Annotated in this window: 12 protein-coding genes; 8 read left to right on the top strand and 4 right to left on the bottom strand. The window is 73.7% G+C overall.

The window, feature by feature from the left end; translation table 11 throughout:
- Positions 1 to 5: 5 nt before the first annotated feature.
- From ACZ402_RS01325 to ACZ402_RS01360, 8 genes are all read left to right on the top strand, one after another.
- Positions 6 to 1,004 carry an ABC transporter permease gene (locus tag ACZ402_RS01325; protein ID WP_375822581.1) on the top strand — a complete coding sequence of 333 codons (999 nt, stop codon included), beginning with the start codon at positions 6 to 8 and terminating at the stop codon, positions 1,002 to 1,004.
- Positions 997 to 2,202: an ABC transporter permease gene (locus ACZ402_RS01330; RefSeq protein WP_375822580.1), complete on the top strand. Its 1,206-nt coding sequence runs from the start codon at positions 997 to 999 to the stop codon at positions 2,200 to 2,202. Before ACZ402_RS01325 ends, ACZ402_RS01330 begins: the two co-directional genes overlap by 8 nt.
- Positions 2,199 to 3,128 (top strand): ABC transporter ATP-binding protein, encoded by a 930-nt coding sequence (locus ACZ402_RS01335; RefSeq protein WP_375822579.1) that lies wholly within the window; start codon positions 2,199 to 2,201, stop codon positions 3,126 to 3,128. Before ACZ402_RS01330 ends, ACZ402_RS01335 begins: the two co-directional genes overlap by 4 nt.
- On the top strand, positions 3,125 to 4,009 hold the full coding sequence (locus ACZ402_RS01340; RefSeq protein ID WP_375822578.1) for an ABC transporter ATP-binding protein: 885 nt from the start codon (positions 3,125 to 3,127) through the stop codon (positions 4,007 to 4,009). Before ACZ402_RS01335 ends, ACZ402_RS01340 begins: the two co-directional genes overlap by 4 nt.
- 220 nt (positions 4,010 to 4,229) lie before the next feature.
- Positions 4,230 to 5,804, top strand: coding sequence for an RNB domain-containing ribonuclease (locus ACZ402_RS01345; RefSeq protein ID WP_375822577.1), 1,575 nt, complete (start codon positions 4,230 to 4,232; stop codon positions 5,802 to 5,804).
- Between the two features lie 29 nt (positions 5,805 to 5,833).
- Positions 5,834 to 6,205 carry a sterol carrier family protein gene (locus ACZ402_RS01350; RefSeq protein ID WP_375822576.1) on the top strand — a complete coding sequence of 124 codons (372 nt, stop codon included), beginning with the start codon at positions 5,834 to 5,836 and terminating at the stop codon, positions 6,203 to 6,205.
- 299 nt (positions 6,206 to 6,504) lie between these two features.
- On the top strand, positions 6,505 to 11,265 hold the full coding sequence (locus tag ACZ402_RS01355) for an ExeM/NucH family extracellular endonuclease (protein ID WP_375822575.1): 4,761 nt from the start codon (positions 6,505 to 6,507) through the stop codon (positions 11,263 to 11,265).
- 176 nt (positions 11,266 to 11,441) lie between these two features.
- Positions 11,442 to 11,945, top strand: a complete 504-nt coding sequence (locus ACZ402_RS01360) for a hypothetical protein (protein ID WP_375822574.1) — start codon at positions 11,442 to 11,444, stop codon at positions 11,943 to 11,945.
- 87 nt (positions 11,946 to 12,032) lie between these two features.
- Here the strand turns inward: ACZ402_RS01360 and ACZ402_RS01365 are convergent, their stop codons facing one another.
- The 4 genes from ACZ402_RS01365 to cysT form a co-directional block, all read right to left on the bottom strand.
- Positions 12,033 to 13,415: a hypothetical protein gene (locus ACZ402_RS01365; protein ID WP_375822573.1), complete on the bottom strand. Its 1,383-nt coding sequence runs from the start codon at positions 13,413 to 13,415 to the stop codon at positions 12,033 to 12,035.
- Positions 13,416 to 13,483: 68 nt separating this feature from the next.
- Complete coding sequence (locus ACZ402_RS01370) at positions 13,484 to 14,539, bottom strand: sulfate/molybdate ABC transporter ATP-binding protein (RefSeq protein WP_375822572.1); 1,056 nt, start codon at positions 14,537 to 14,539, stop codon at positions 13,484 to 13,486.
- Positions 14,536 to 15,411: a sulfate ABC transporter permease gene (locus tag ACZ402_RS01375; protein ID WP_375822571.1), complete on the bottom strand. Its 876-nt coding sequence runs from the start codon at positions 15,409 to 15,411 to the stop codon at positions 14,536 to 14,538. Before ACZ402_RS01375 ends, ACZ402_RS01370 begins: the two co-directional genes overlap by 4 nt.
- Positions 15,404 to 16,303, bottom strand: a complete 900-nt coding sequence (gene cysT, locus ACZ402_RS01380; RefSeq protein WP_375822570.1) for a sulfate ABC transporter permease subunit CysT — start codon at positions 16,301 to 16,303, stop codon at positions 15,404 to 15,406. Before cysT ends, ACZ402_RS01375 begins: the two co-directional genes overlap by 8 nt.
- Between the last annotated feature and the right edge of the window lie 2 nt (positions 16,304 to 16,305).

Genomic DNA, 16,305 nt, shown 5'->3' on the forward strand with positions numbered 1-16,305 from the left:
GCATCATGAGGTACTACGCACGACGGATCACGTTCTACGTGATCACCCTCTGGGCAGCGGTCTCGCTGAACTTCCTCATCCCGAAGCTCATGCCTGGTGACCCCAAGCAGATCTTCATCGACAAGTTCCTGCGCAAGGGCGGCGAGCTGACGCCCCAGATGCAGAACAGCATCGACCTCCTCTTCGGCGCGGACGACAACGCTTCCCTGTGGGACCAGTACGTGGACTACTGGGGGCGCCTGTTCCAGGGAGATCTCGGGATCTCCATCACCTATTACCCCCAGCCCGTCACCGAGCTGATCGGCCAGGCGCTGCCCTGGACGGTCGGGCTCGTGGGACTCGCGACGATCATCTCGTTCGTCCTGGGTGTCGGGCTGGGGGCGTGGGCCGGCTGGAAGCGCGGCACGTGGGTGGACAGCATCATCCCCGCCTCGACCCTGCTCCAGGCGGTGCCCTACTTCTGGCTCGCTCTCATCCTCGTCTCGGTCTTCTCCGTCTCGACCGGGTGGTTCCCGCGGATCGGCAGCTACGACATCTTCGGCTTCGACAACGGCCCGGAGTGGTCGTGGGCGTTCGTCGGCAGCGTGATCTACCACGGCTTCCTGCCCGCGCTGACGATCGTGCTCTCGTCCGTCGGCGGCTGGCTGCTCGGGATGCGCAACATGATGGTGTCCACGCTGTCCGAGGACTACGTCACGACGGCCGAGGCCAAGGGCCTGCGCCGGATGCGCGTCGCGATCACCTACGCGACCCGCAACGCCGCGCTCCCGTCGTTCGCCGGGTTCGGGGTCGCGCTGGGGTTCGTCGTGGCCGGGTCGGTGGTCATGGAACAGGTCTTCAGCTACCCGGGTCTGGGCAAGCTCCTGTTCAACGCGGTCCAGGCGAGCGACTTCGCGCTCATGCAGGGCACGTTCCTCGTGATCACGCTCGCCGTGCTCGCCGCGAACTTCCTCATGGACATCATCTACGGATTCATCGACCCGAGGGCGCGCGCCAATGTCTGACAACATCCGCGACACGGAGATCGTGACCCCCGCCGCCGACGCGGCACCCGTGGCCACGGTCGTGGCCGACGGCCTCGCGCCGGCGACGACGACCGAGGGGATCGTCCCGGACGTGCGGGACGTCCCCGCGGCGCTCGACCAGGACGCACCGGCCGCGCCCGCGCGCCGGGGCCTGCGCGCGATGCTCCCGCGCCGGTCCGGCAAGCTCACCGCCGGGATCGTCCTCGTGGTCGGCATCCTGCTGTTCACGTTCGTCGCGCCGTTCTTCACGCAGGACCCGCGCTCGACGGCGAACGCGCGGTTCCTGCCGCCGAGCACCGAGCACCTGCTCGGCACCAACCACATCGGGAACGACATCTTCGCCCAGGTGGCGTACGGCGGGCAGGGCTCGCTCATGGTCGGCCTCGTCGCCGGGGCGATCGCGCTCGTGCTGTCGATCGTGTTCGGCATCGTCGCGGGGTACCGCGGGCGGTTCACCGACGAGGCGCTCTCGCTCGTCACCAACATCATGCTCGTCATCCCGGGCCTGCCGCTGATCATCGTCATCTCGGCGTACCTGCAGACGCGGTCGCTCATCATCGTCGCGGTGATCCTCGGGCTGACGGCCTGGCCGGGTGCGGCGATCGTGCTCCGGATGCAGGCCAAGTCGCTGCGGGCCCGCGACTACGTGTCCGCGGCGCGCGTCGCGGGGGAGAAGACGCCGCGGATCATCCTCGTGGAGATCTTCCCCAACCTCCTGCCGCTCCTCACGGCGCAGTTCCTCGGCGCGGTGCTCCTCGCGATCCTCGCCGAGGCGGGGCTGTCGTTCCTCGGGCTCGGCCCCTCGGGCTCGATCACGTGGGGCACGATCCTCAACCAGGCGAGCGCCAACAACGCACTGAGCCTCGGCATGTGGTGGTGGTTCGTCCCGCCGGGCCTGCTCATCGCCCTGTTCGGCTGCGGGCTCGCGCTCATCAACTTCAGCCTGGACGAGATCATCAACCCCCGCCTGCGCCTGGGCCCGGCCGCGGTCAAGAGCGTGCGCAAGGCCCGCAAGGCCGGCCTCGCCGTGGACGCGGACCCTGCCGGCACCGGGCCGGACACCGCCGACGGCGCCGACCCTGACGCCACCGACCCTGACGGCACCGACCCTGACGGCACCGACCCTGACGGCACGGACACCGACACCGACGACGCGAAGGAGACGGTGGGCGCATGACCGCCACGACCACGGCCGCCGAGCCGCTCACCAGCGCGCGCCACGCCGCGTACCTCGTCGGCAAGGACCCGGTGCTCACCGCGCGGCACGTCTCCATCGACTACGAGGTCGAGCCGGTCGTCCACGCCGTGAAGGACGTCTCCCTCACGCTGCACCGCGGCGAGATCCTCGGCCTCGCTGGCGAGTCGGGCTGCGGCAAGACGACGCTCGCGTACGGGATCAACCGCCTCCTCAAGCCCCCGGCCCTCCTCACGTCCGGGTCGGTGACGTTCCACGACCAGGGCGGCGACGACGTCGACGTCGTCGCGCTCTCCGGGGACGCGCTGCGCGCCTTCCGGTGGGACAAGGTCTCCATGGTGTTCCAGGGCGCGATGAACTCGCTCAACCCGGTCATCAGCGTGCGCGACCAGCTCGGGGACGTGCTCAAGACCCACCGTCCGGAGATGTCGCGGAAGGAGCGGGCGACCCGGTCCGCGGAGCTCCTCGAGCTCGTGGGCGTCGACCCGCTGCGCCTCGACAGCTACGCGCACGAGCTGTCCGGCGGCATGCGCCAGCGCGTCATGATCGCGATGGCGCTCGCGCTCAACCCGCAGGTCATGATCATGGACGAGCCGACGACGGCGCTCGACGTCGTGGTCCAGCGCGGGATCCTGCGAGAGATCATGCGGCTGCGCGAGCAGCTCGGGTTCGCCGTCGTGTTCATCACGCACGACCTCCCGCTCCTGCTGGAGATCAGCGACCGCATCGCGGTGATGCTGCGCGGCGAGATCGTCGAGATCGACACGGCGGAGTCGATCTTCGAGGGCGCCCAGCACCCCTACACGCGGCGCCTGCTGGGCTCGTTCCCGAGCCTCACGGGCGACCGCGGCTCGTTCGTCCGCACGGGCGAGGGCACCGGAGAGAGCCAGGAAGGACCGCACGCATGAGCACCCTGGAGGTCCGCAACCTGGTCAAGGACTTCTCGATCCGCAAGGGGCTGCGCCGCACGCGCCTGCGTGCGGTGAACGACGTGTCGTTCACCCTGGAGCCGGGCAAGACGATCGCGGTCGTCGGGGAGTCCGGCTCGGGCAAGTCGACCGTGGCGCGCATGATCGCCCAGCTCGAGACGCCGACGTCGGGCGAGATCCTGCTGGACGGCACGCCGTCGGCGACCCGTGGCCGGGGCCTCGACGCCTACCGGCACGACGTGCAGATGGTGTTCCAGGACCCGTTCGCGTCGCTCAACCCGTTCCACACGGTGGGCCACCACCTCGAGCGGCCGCTGCGCCTGCACAAGGTCGCCCGCGGTCGGCAGGCGCTCGACGCGCGGGTCCACGAGCTCCTGGAGCGCGTCAACCTCACGCCGGCGCCCGTGTTCGCGGCCAAGCAGCCGCACGAGATGTCGGGCGGGCAGCGCCAGCGCGTCGCGATCGCCCGGGCCCTCGCGCCGGGCGCGCGCTTCCTCGTGGCGGACGAGCCGGTGTCGATGCTCGACGTGTCGATCCGTCTCGGGGTGCTCAACCTGCTCGCGCGCCTGCAGCGGGAGGAGAACCTCGGTGTCCTCTACATCACGCACGACCTCGCGACCGCGCGGCACTTCAGCGACGAGATCCTCGTGATGTTCCGGGGGAACGTCGTCGAGCGCGGGCCGTCGGACCAGGTGATCCTCGACCCCCAGCACGACTACACGAAGCTGCTCCTGGGCGCCGCGCCCGAGCCCCAGAACCACGGGAAGCTCCGCGAGGAGGTGCGCCGCGAGCTCGCGGCGGCCGCGGCGGGCTCGGGCGACGACGCCGCGCGCGACCGGTTCGGGACGCGCGGGATGTGAGACCGGCGCACCCGCCGCCCGCTCGATCCGGGCGGCGGGTGCTGCCTCCAGCCGTACGCGTCGGTGGTGACGCGTACCCGTCGCGCGGGCCAGGTCTGTCGGACGCCCTGGCCCGCGCGCCCTCTGCCGCAGAGCCGCCGCCTCCCGCCGGGAGGCCGTGGTGGCCCGGGAGACGGTCGGGCGGGAGACGCTCGGGCGCCGGGTGGGTAGGGTCGGCCTCGTGCCCGCCCGTCACCTGCGCCTGGTGCGCCCCGCCGAGCCCCCCGCGCCGACGCCCCCCGTGGACCCGGTCCTCACCGTGACCGGCGCGCTCGCGGCGCTGCGCCGTGAGATGGAGGTCCCGGAGTCGTTCCCCGCCGCGGTGCTCGCCGAGGCGGAGGCGGTCGTCCGGGACGGCGACGCCGTCGTCGGTGACGGCCGCGTCGACCTGCGTGACGTCCCGTTCGTGACGATCGACCCGCCCGGGTCGATGGACCTCGACCAGGCGCTCCACCTCGAGCGCGCGGGGGACGACCCGGCGGGTCCCGCGGGTGCGGCGTTCGTCGTGCACTACGCCATCGCGGACGTCGGCGCGTTCGTCGCGCCGGGCGGGGCGATCGACGCCGAGGTGCACGAGCGCGGGACGACGCTCTACGCGCCCGACGGCCGCACCCCGCTCCACCCCGCCGTGCTCTCCGAGGGCGCGGCGAGCCTCCTGCCGGACCAGGAGCGCCCCGCGGCGGCGTGGCGCGTCGTGCTGGACGCGCGCGGCGAGATCCTCGACGCGACGGTGCGCCGCGCCGTCGTGCGGTCGACGCGACGCCTCACCTACGACGAGGCCCAGGCCGCGATCGACGCGGGTGGCGCGCAGGACGCGGGGGGTGCCGCGCTCCTGCTGCTCCGCGAGGTGGGCGAGCTGCGGCTCGCGCTCGAGCGCGTGCGCGGGGGAGTGTCGCTCGAGGTCCCGGAGCAGGAGATCGTCACGCGCGACGACGGCTCGTTCGGCCTCGAGTTCCGCTCGACCCTCCCGGCGGAGGGCTGGAACGCCCAGATCTCGCTCCTCACGGGCATCGCGGCGGCGCGCCTCATGCGCGCGGGCGGCGTCGGCGTCTTCCGTGCGCTGCCCGAGGCCGACCCGCGCGACCTCGCGCGCCTGCGCCGCACGGCGCGCGCGCTCGGCATCGACTGGCCGCGCGAGACGGTGTACGCCGACCTCGTGCCGACCCTGGACTCGCGCGTCCCGCGCCACGCGGCCTTCCTCAACGAGGCGACGTCGCTCTTCCGCGGCGCGTCGTACGAGGCGTTCGGGGGGACGGGGCAGGAGCCCGGCGTGCCCGACGACGCCGCGCACGCCGCGATCGGCGCCGAGTACGCGCACGTCACCGCGCCGCTGCGCCGGCTCGTCGACCGCTACGGCACGGAGGTGTGCCTCGCGCTGTGCGCGGGCGAGGAGGTGCCGCGCTGGGTGCTCGACGCGCTGCCCGGGCTGCCGCGCACGATGGCACGGACGGGCCAGCGCGCGGCCTCGTACGAGCGCGCGATCGTCGACGTCGTCGAGGCGGCGCTGCTGAGCGGGCGCGAGGGGGAGGAGTTCGACGGCGTCGTCGTCGACGTCGAGGACGACCGCGAGCGCGGCCGGCGTCTCGAGCGGGAGGGCGGCGACGCCTCGGGTGCGCGGCGCGGCCAGGTCGTGCTCGCCGACCCCGCGGTCCGGGCTCCGGTCGAGGGCGCGGACCTCCCGCTCGGCGACCCGGTCCGCGCGACGCTGCGCGAGGCGTCGGTGGAGGGCCGTCGCGTCCGGTTCACCGTCGGCTGAGGTCGCGCGGGGCGTCCTAGGCTGGCCTCGTGCCCGCCCGACGACGTACCGACCCTGCCGCCGGCCGCCTCGCCCTGGCGGCCTGGCGCGACGACCCCGCCGACCGCACGGCCGTGACGACCGCGGTGCGTTTCACGCTCGAGGAGCTCGCGGACGTCGCGCCCGGGCACACCGTGGAGGTGCGGGTGCCTCCGGCCGGCGCGGTCCAGGCGGTGGAGGGTCCCCGGCACACCCGGGGCACGCCGCCCAACGTCGTGGAGACCGACCCGCAGACGTGGCTCGGCCTCGTGACCGGCGCGCTCACGTGGGCGGACGCCGTCGCCGACGGCCGTGTCCGCGCGTCGGGCGAGCGGTCCGACATCTCGTGGCTCCTCCCGCTCCAGGCGGCCCGCCCCCGCTGAGCGCGACGCGCGTCCGGGCCGGCGTGTTACTGGTGCGTAACGTTCTCGGTCCCAGGTCTGGCGGTGGGGCACGCGGAGGGCTAGCGTCCGATGATGACCGGCCGCCGTCCGTGCGGGCGCTCGCGGCACGACGACGTGCGGCGACGTTCTCGCGGCGGTGACGTGGCAGCAACCGCCCGTTCATCGAGGTGGGGTGCGATGTCCTGCGGAGGCAGGGCGTCGACCCGTCCCGAGTCGTGGACTCGATCGATGGACGCGCGACTGCTGCCCGGCCGTCCGCACGAGATGAAGGAGTCAGCGTGACCGACCACCAGCACCTGCGGCGACGGAGGGTGGTGGCGGGCACCTTGACCGTGGCGCTCGCCGTGCCGATCTCCGTCGCGGCGGCCACCGCCGCGAGCGCGGCGCCCGACGGGTCGGGCCTCGTCATCAACGAGGCCTACCTGAGCGGGGGCAGCGCCAACGCCCCCTACACCCACAAGTTCGTCGAGCTGTACAACCCCACGCAGGCGGCGATCGACCTCTCCGGCATGTCGCTCCAGTACCGCTCGGCGACGGGGACGGGCGCCTTCACCGGCGTCACGCCGCTGACCGGCACCGTCGCGCCCGGAGGCTACTTCCTCGTGCAGGGCGGCTCCAACGGCTCGAACGGCGCGGAGCTGCCGACGCCGGACGCGACCGGAGGCCTCAACCCGTCGGGCACGACGGGCACCCTCGCGCTCGTGCGCTCCACGTCGGCGGTCACGCTGCCCGCGGGGAACGCCGCGGGTGCCGCGAACGTCGTGGACCTCGTCGGGTACGGGACGTCGAACACGTTCGAGACCGCCGTGAGCCCCGCGCCGTCGGCCAACAACGTGCCGGCGTCGATCAACCGCACGGGCTTCGCGGACACGGACGACAACAGCAAGGACTTCTCGCTCTCCAGCACCGTCACCCCGCAGAACAGCGGCGACGACGGCGGTGGCCCCGGCCCCGAGCCGGGCGAGGTCGTCCCGATCGCGGAGATCCAGGGCACCGGTGCGGCGAGCCCGCTCGTCGGCCAGACCGTCACGACGCGCGGCGTCGTCACCGCCACCTACCCCACGGGCGGCTACGACGGCTTCTACCTGCAGACCGAGGGCACGGGCGGCGACCTCGACGCCTCGCACGCGGCGTCGGACGCGATCTTCGTCTACTCCAAGGCCGGTGCCGCGGCCGTGCAGGTCGGCGACCACGTCGAGGTCACGGGCGCGGTCTCCGAGTACTTCACGCTGACCCAGATCACTCCTGCCGCGGGCGGCTGGACGGTCCTGGACGAGGCGGCCGAGGCGGTCAAGCCCGCGAACGTCGCGTTCCCCGCGACCGACGCCGCGCGCGAGGTGCTCGAGGGCATGCTCGTGCAGCCCGCGGGCGACTACGTCGTCGCGGACAACTACGACACGAACTTCTACGGCTCGTTCCTGCTCGCCGCGGGCACGGACCCGTTCGTCCAGCCGACGTCGGCCGGGCGTCCGGGCAGCGCGGAGGCCGCCGCCGCGGTCACGGACCGCGCGGCACGGGCGGTCGTGCTCGACGACGGCGCGACGACGAACTTCAACAACACGGCGAACAAGGGCATCCCGCTCCCGTACCTCACGGGCGGGGCGCCGGCGCGCGTCGGGGCGGGCGTGTCCTTCACGACGCCCGTCATCCTCGACTACCGGTTCGACGCGTGGACGTTCCAGCCGCTGACGCAGCTCACCGCCGGTGACGGCGGGAACGCCGCCACGGTGCAGCCGGCCACGTTCGCGAACACGCGCGAGGACGCCCCGGCCGAGGTCGGGGGCGACCTGTCGGTCGCGACGTTCAACGTGCTCAACTACTTCACGACGACAGGCGACCAGCTCACGGGCTGCACCTACTACACGGACCGTGCCGGCAACCCCATCACGGTCAACCGTGGCTGCGACGCCCGGGGCGCGGCGAACGCCGAGAACCTCGAGCGCCAGGAGACCAAGATCGTCGCGGCGATCGACGCGCTCGACGCCGACGTCGTCGCGCTCATGGAGATCGAGAACTCGACGCCGTTCGGCAAGGACCGCGACCAGGCGCTCTCCGACCTCGTCGACGCGCTCAACGAGTCCGCGGGCGGAGACGAGTGGGCGTTCGTCCCGTCGCCGGCCGCGCTGCCGGACGACGAGGACGTGATCCGGCTCGCGTACATCTACCAGGTGGACGCGGCCGAGCCGGTCGGGGACTCGCGGATCCTGCTCGACGACGCGGCGTTCGTCAACGCGCGCGAGCCGCTCGCGCAGGTGTTCCAGCCGGTCGGCGGGATCAGCGAGGGTGACGACGCGGCGAGCGACGACGTGCTCGTCGTCGCGAACCACTTCAAGTCGAAGGGCTCCGGCACTCCCGTGCTGCCCGGCGACGAGGACTCGGGCGACGGCCAGGGCGCGTTCAACGCGTCGCGCGTCGCGCAGGCGACGGCGCTCGTCGGCTTCGCGGAGGACGTCGCGGCGGACGCGGGCACGGACAAGATCCTGCTCGCGGGCGACTTCAACTCGTACTCGCAGGAGGACCCGCTCGAGGTGCTCAAGGAGGCGGGATACACCGACCTCGGCGAGACGACGGGCGAGCACACCTACCTGTTCGACGGGTACGTCGGGTCGCTCGACCACGTGTTCGCCTCGGCCGGCGCGGCGAGCGCCGTCACCGGCACCGACGTGTGGAACATCAACTCCGTCGAGCCCATCGCCAACGAGTACAGCCGGTACAACTACAACGCGTCGATCCTCTACGACACGACGCCGTTCCGGTCGTCCGACCACGACCCGGTGCTCGTCGGCCTCCAGCTCGGTGACACCGGGCCCGGGACCACGCAGCTCGACCTGCTGGCGATCAACGACTTCCACGGTCGCATCGACGCCAACACCGTGAAGTTCGCGGGCACGATCGAGCAGCTGCGCGCGGCGAACCCCGACGGGACGGCGTTCGTCTCCGCGGGCGACAACATCGGCGCCTCCCTGTTCGCGTCGGCGCTCCAGGAGGACCAGCCGACGATCGACGTGCTCAACGCGCTCGACCTCGCGACGTCCGCCGTCGGGAACCACGAGTTCGACCAGGGCTTCGCGGACCTCACGGGCCGCGTCGCAGACGAGGCCGACTGGAACTACCTCGGCGCGAACGTCTACGACAAGGGCACGACGAACCCGGCGCTGCCGGAGTACCAGGTGGTCGAGATCGACGGCCTGGACGTCGGCTTCGTGGGCGTCGTCACCGAGGAGACCCCGACGCTCGTCACGCCGTCCGGCATCGCGGACCTCGACTTCGGGGACCCGGTCGAGGCGCTCAACCGCGTCACCGCCCAGCTCCAGGACGGCGACACGGCGAACGGCGAGGCGGACGTCGTCGTCGCCCTCGTCCACGAGGGTGCCGGTGCGGGCACGCCCGACGGCGCGACGCTCGAGGAGGAGGTCGCCGCGGGCGGCGCCTTCGCGGACATCGTCAACGAGACCGACGCGCGCGTCGCAGCGATCTTCACGGGCCACACGCACAAGCAGTACGCGTGGGACGCCCCGGTCCCCGGGGTCGAGGGCAAGACCCGCCCGATCGTCCAGACCGGCAGCTACGGCGAGTTCATCGGGCACGTGTCGCTCACCGTGGACACCGAGACCCACGAGGTCACGGCGTACACGGCCGAGAACGTCGCGCGCACGACGACGGACGACGCGACGCTCGTCGCGACGTACCCGCGCGTCGCGGAGGTCAAGACGATCGTCGACGCGGCGCTCCAGCAGGCCGACGTCATCGGCGCCCAGCCGGTGGGCGAGGTCACGGCGGACATCACGACCGCGTTCGCCGGCGGCTCCTACACGGGCCCCGGCGGCACGTACGTCGGGTCCGGACCGAACCAGACCTCCGGCCGTGACGACCGCGGGTCCGAGTCGACCCTCGGCAACCTCGTCGCCGACTCGCTGCTCGCCACGCTCGCCGACCCGGCGCGCGGCGGTGCGGACATCGGCGTCGTCAACCCGGGCGGGCTCCGCAACGAGCTCTTCCACAACGGCGACGGCGTCATCACCTACGCCGAGGCCAACGCGGTGCTGCCGTTCGTCAACAACCTGTGGACCGTGACCCTCACGGGCGAGCAGGTCGTCGAGATGCTCGAGCAGCAGTGGCAGACGAACCCGGACGGCACGCGCCCGTCGCGTCCGTACCTCGCCCTGGGGCTCTCGGACAACGTGTCGTGGACGGCGAGCACCGCCGACCCGAACGCGGCGCCGGGGAGCAACGTCTCGTCGGTGACGATCGACGGTGAGCCGATCGACCTCGCGGGGGAGTACCGCGTGGCGACGTTCTCGTTCCTCGCCACCGGCGGCGACAACTTCCGTGTGTTCACCGAGGGCACGGACCCGCGCGACTCCGGTCTGGTCGACCGGGACGCGTGGATCGCGTACCTGCAGCAGAGCTCGCCGGTGTCGCCGTCGTTCGACCGCTCGCGCGTCGTGGTCGACGGTCTCCCCGGCCCGGTGGCCGCGGGCTCCGCGGTGAGCGTCGGGCTCTCGGGCCTGAACCTCACGTCGCTCGGGTCGCCGGCGAACACCTCGGTGGACGGTTACCTCGTCGCCGGGGACGCCACGTTCGACCCGGCGAACCCGGGCACCCCGGCGGGCACCGCCACGGTGACGGACGGGGCGGCGACGCTGACGGCGACGGTCCCGGCCGACGCCGCGGCGGGCGACTACGACCTGTGGGTCGTGGCGTCGCCGAGCGGCACGACCGCCCGGATCCCGGTCACGGTCGAGGCCGCGGCCCCGACCGTGGTGCTCGAGAACGTCGAGGCCTCTGCCCGCTGCATGGGCAAGTTCGTCCACGTCGCGGTCCGGGCGACCAACGGCGAGGACGTCCCGGTCGAGGTCGTCGTCGAGACGCCCTACGGCTCCAAGCGGTTCCCGAACCTCCAGCCGGGCAAGAACGCGTACCAGTCGTTCAACACCCGGGCCACGTCGGTCGAGGGCGGGACGGTGACCTTCACCGCCACGCTCGACGGCGTGACGCAGGAGTACGAGGTCCCGTTCGAGGGCCAGACCTGCGGCTGACGGTTCGCTGACGCCGTGCGGCGCCGCCGACGAGGCGGCGCCGCGTCCCGCGACCCGGGTCCCGTCCGACGGGCCCGGGTCGCGGTGCGTCCGGGCCCGACGGGTGCGACGTCCCGAGCCCGAACCCCCGCCCAGGGCGCGCGGAGCTCTCAGCAAGCGCGGGTAGGGTCGTGGTCGTGAGCTCCGAGCAGTCCCCCGTTCCCGACGCCGACGCCCCCGACGGGTCGGCCGTGCCCGACTCTGCGCGTGGCACGGCGTCCGACGCAGCGCCCGACACCGAGCGTGACTCCGAGCCCGACGCGGCGCCGTCGACGCCCCGCGCGTCCGCCGGTGCCGAGGACGCCGTGCCCGCGGGCACGGCCGGGGCGGGCCGCGCCGAGCGCGAGGCAGGGGAGGAGACCGAGGCGTCGCACGAGGTCGAGATCGAGACCGTCGTGGACCCGACGACCGTCCGCCGCGCACCGCGCTACGGGGCGTTCTTCACCGTCGGCGTGGTGCTGGGCGCCGTGCTCGGCCTCGGGATCGGCGGCGCCTGGCTGCAGTCGCCCGCCGCCGCGCCGGTCTTCAAGCCGGGCGTGTACTTCACCGTCATCGTCGTCACGTGCGCCGCGCTCGGCGCGGCCGTCGCGGGCCTGTGGGCGGTCCTCGCGGACCGGCGGAGCCTGCGCGGACGCCGCTGACCCGACCCGGTCACCCGGTGCCGGTGCACCGGTGCGGTGCCGAGCGCCAGGTGCTGGGTGCCGGGCGCTGGGTGCTGGGTGCGAGCGTCAGCCGGGCCCGTCGTCGCCCACGTGCCAGCGCTCGCGCACGAGGGTGCGGTGGCGTGCCGACCGGGTCGTGCCGACCACCACGACGCACAGCGCCGCGAGGGTCAGGACGACCAGGGCCGCCGTCGTGGCGGTGAACGGCACCCCCTCGACGAGGAGCCCCACGCCACCGCCCGCCAGACCGGCGAGGACGGACGGCGCGAGCAGCCCGGAGCCCGCAAGGAGCGCCAGGGCGAGCGTCGTGGAGGCCGACCAGGGCGACAGGAGCTCCCGGACGACGTCGTCGGCGGGCGGCGCGGACGGCTCGGGGGAGCGCAGGAGCGCGAGCCCCGCGCGACGGCGCCGTCCCTGCCGCGACACCGGGAGCAGGAGCCACGTCGTGCCGAGGAGCAGCGCCGTCCCGACCAGCGCACCGCCCACGCCGACGAGGACGTCGATCGACACCTCGCCCACCGGCCCGTAGTACCGGTCCGGACCGAACTTGCGCGGATGCCGCATCCACAGGCCGACCAGGAACAGGACGACGCCGACCAGGCCGGCGCCGCCCAGGACGGCGGCCGCCCGGTCGTCCCGGCGCGCGCGCCGGCCGTCGCGCGGAGCGGGGGCTGACGGGCCGAGCGCGGCGCGCCGACGGCGCTCGGCACCCTCGGCGAGGCGCACCTCGTTCGGCCCCCACGTCGTGCGCACGGCGTCCTGCCAGGCGGTCCAGCGCACGCGCAGCCCCCGCAGGAGCAGCAGCCCGGTCGCGGCCACGCACCCGACGACCGCGGAGACCGCGAGGATGGGCGTGCGCTCGACGTCGTCACGGTCCATCGCGAGGAGCCCGACCGCCCCGGCGAGGAGCGCCAGCACGAGGAGCGTCCACGCGAGCCCGGCGAGCGCCCCCGGCGGGCTCGACCCGGCGACGCGCCGCCGCACCGAGTGCGGGGGGACGTCGGTGCGGGGGCGACCCTCGCCCAGCAGGGCGCGGGCGACGGCGAGCGTCGCCCCGGCGTGCGCCGGCACGAACGCCAGCACGGCGAGCACGAGGGTCAGGACCCACCAGCCGATCGTCGAGCGCAGGACCTCGTCGGCCTCGTGCCGCCCGCCCGTGACGAGCTCACCCCCGACGAGCCCGAGCCCGAGCAGCACGAGGAAGCCGAGGACCGTGCCGGTGAGGAACGCCCCGCACGCCGCCGCGATCCCGTCGAGCCGGGCCGGGCCGGCGGCGGCCCGGACCTCCACGAACCGGTAGGCCGCCCGGTCGCGGCGGTGCCGCGGCCGGTCGCCGCGGTCCCGGCCCGCGCGGTCCCGGCCTGCGCGGTCCTGGTCGCCGCGGTCCCGGTCGCCACGGTCCCCGTCGTCGCCGTCCCGGGCGGAGCGGTCGACGCGGGAGGGAGCCACGCGGGCAGGATAGCGAGCGGCTCTCGGCTCGTGGGCAGGCGGGCAGGTGGCGTCGGGTCGGTGCCCGGTCAGCCGGGGACCGGCGCGCCGACGGGTCGGGGAGCGGCGGACGTCGGCGCGCCCTCGGCCGGGGCGAGCCGCACGGCGACGCCCGGCACGAGACCCAGCGTCCGCGCCTCGGCCCGGGTCACGACGACGGACACCACCTCGTCCGCGGTGGCGACCTCGGCACGCACCTCGAAGCCCACGCGCGTCGTGCGGGTCACGACACCCGGCACCGAGCGGCCCGGGCGCGACGGCGCTGCATCGTCGGGGACGCCGTCGGTGGTGTCGTCGCCGGTGCGGTCTGGGGCGCCGTCGCGCAGCACCTCGACGTGGACGTCGTGGGGGCGCACGAGGACGCCGCCGAGCCGGGTCACCGGGCCGAGGAAGCCCATGACGAAGTCGTTCGCGGGGCGGTCGTAGAGGTCGTCCGGCGTGCCGACCTGCTCGATGCGGCCCTCGTTGACGACGACGATCTCGTCCGCGACCTCCAGCGCCTCCTCCTGGTCGTGCGTGACGAACACCGTGGTCACGGGGACCTCGTCGTGCAGGCGGCGCAGCCAGTCGCGCAGCTCCTTGCGGACCTTGGCGTCGAGCGCGCCGAACGGCTCGTCGAGCAGCAGGACGCTCGGCCGGATCGCGAGGGCGCGCGCGAGCGCCATGCGCTGGCGCTGGCCTCCGGAGAGCTGCGACGGCAGCCGGTGCGCGAAGCTCTCGAGGTGCACGAGGCGCAGCAGCTCGTCGACGCGTTCGGCGATCTCGGCCTTCGGCGTGCGCCGGATCTCGAGCCCGAACGCGACGTTCCGCGCGACGCTCAGGTGCTTGAACGCCGCGTAGTGCTGGAAGACGAAGCCCACGTTGCGGCGTCGGGCCGGCAGGTTCGTCGCGTCGCGGCCCTCGATCTCGATCTCGCCGGAGTCGGGCACCTCGAGCCCGGCGACGACGCGCAGGAGCGTCGACTTGCCGCCCCCGCTCGGGCCGAGCAGCGCGGTGAGGCGGCCGGTCGGGACGGACACGGAGACGTCGTCGAGCGCGACGAAGTCGCCGAAGGTCTTGCGGACGTTGCGGATCTCGATGCTCATGCGTCGGCCTCCGTGAGTGCGGCGGGGCGGTCAGAGGTGCGGTCGGGGGCGCGGACTGCGGACCTGGCGGTCGGCGGGTCGTCGGAGCGGAGGAAGGTGACCGCGACGATGCACGCGACGGACACGGACGCGAGGAGGAACGCGATCGCGTAGGCCGTGCCCTGCTCGAAGTCCTGGTAGCGCTGCTCGACGAGGAGCGTGGACGTCTGGGTGCGGCCCTCGAAGTTGCCGGACACCACCTTGACGGCGCCGAACTCGCCGAGCGCCCGGGCGAGCGTGAGCACGACGCCGTAGACGACCGCCCACCTGGTGGCGGGCAGGGTGATGCGCCGGAAGGTCTGGAACCAGCTCGCCCCGAGGCTCGTCGCGGCGAGCTCCTCGTCGGTGCCGAGCTCGGTGAGGACGGGCACGACCTCGCGGATCACGAGCGGGAGGCACACGAACGCCGTCGCGAGGACGATGCCCGGCGGCGCGAAGATCACCTGGAACCCGGCGTCCTCGAGCGCGCCGCCGAACCAGCCGTTCTTGCCGTACACGAGGACGAGCGAGAGCCCGACGACGATCGGCGAGACCGAGAGCGGGAGGTCGAGCAGGGCGTTGAGGAGCGCCTTGCCCGGGAAGTCGTACCGCACGATGAGCATCGAGATCCCGACGCCGAAGACCGTGTTGATGAGCACGACCTGCACCGCGACGGCGGCGGTGAGCTGGAGGGCGAAGACGACGGACGGGTCGGACAGGGCCCGCTGGAACGTCTCGAGCCCGTCCGCGAACGCGCCACGCACCACGAGCGAGACCGGCCAGCCCACGAGCAGCACGAGGTAGACGACCACGACGGCGCGCAGCGTGCGGCGCACCCAGGGGGAGCTATCCACAGCGGGCCACCCTGCGCTGGAGGAGCTGGATCGTCGCGATGACGAGCAGCGAGACGAGGAGGAGCACCGAGGCGACGGCCGCGGCCTGCTCGGGCTGCCCGTTCTCCAGGTAGGCCAGGATCCGCACGGAGCCGACCTCGGTGCGCATCGGCAGGTTGCCGGAGAGGAGGACGAGCGCGCCGTACTCGCTGATCGCGCGCGCGAACGACAGCGCCGCGCCCGCGGTGATCGCGGGCGCGAGCGCGGGGAGGACCACGCGGCGGAACGTCATGGACCGCGTCGCGCCGAGGGACGCGGCGGCCTCCTCGACGTCGCGGTCGAGCTCGGCGAGCACGGGCTGCACGCTGCGGACCACGAAGGGGAGGGTGACGAAGAGGAACGCGAGGAAGACGGCGGCGCGCGTGTTCGCGACGTCGATCCCGAGCGGTCCCGACGGCCCGTACAGCGCGAGCAGCACGAGGCCGGCGACGATCGTCGGGAGCGCGAACGGGATGTCGATGAGCACCTCGAGGAGCCGCTTGCCAGGGAACCGGTCGCGCACCAGGACCCACGCGATGAGCGTGCCCATGACGACGTTCACGGCGGTCACGGCGAGCGCCTGCGTGACCGTGAGGGTGAGCGCCGCCGCCGTCTGCGGCTGGGTGATCGCGGCGACGAACGCGGGCCACCCGCCGGCGGACGTCTCGACGAGCACCGCGATCAGCGGCACGAGGGCGAGCGCCGAGAACCACACGAGCGCGACGCCGAGGCCGAGCCCCGAGGCCGCGGTCAGGCGGTAGGGGCCGTTGGGCGCTCGGCGTGCCCGGCGGACCCGGCGCGGCCGCGACGCGGCCGGAGCCGGGCGACGCTCGCGCGCCGCCCGGCCCGGTCGTTCAGCGAGGGTCGTGGTCACGG

The sequence above is a fragment of the Cellulosimicrobium sp. NPDC030954 genome (genome assembly GCF_055571305.1).

Excerpts from the sequence above, each read along its gene's own strand:
- ACZ402_RS01325 (WP_375822581.1), top strand. The coding sequence starts at position 6 with ATGAGGTACTACGCACGACGGATCACGTTCTACGTGATCACCCTCTGG.
- ACZ402_RS01330 (WP_375822580.1), top strand. The coding sequence starts at position 997 with ATGTCTGACAACATCCGCGACACGGAGATCGTGACCCCCGCCGCCGAC.
- ACZ402_RS01335 (WP_375822579.1), top strand. The coding sequence starts at position 2,199 with ATGACCGCCACGACCACGGCCGCCGAGCCGCTCACCAGCGCGCGCCAC.
- ACZ402_RS01340 (WP_375822578.1), top strand. The coding sequence starts at position 3,125 with ATGAGCACCCTGGAGGTCCGCAACCTGGTCAAGGACTTCTCGATCCGC.
- ACZ402_RS01370 (WP_375822572.1), bottom strand. The coding sequence starts at position 14,539 with ATGAGCATCGAGATCCGCAACGTCCGCAAGACCTTCGGCGACTTCGTC.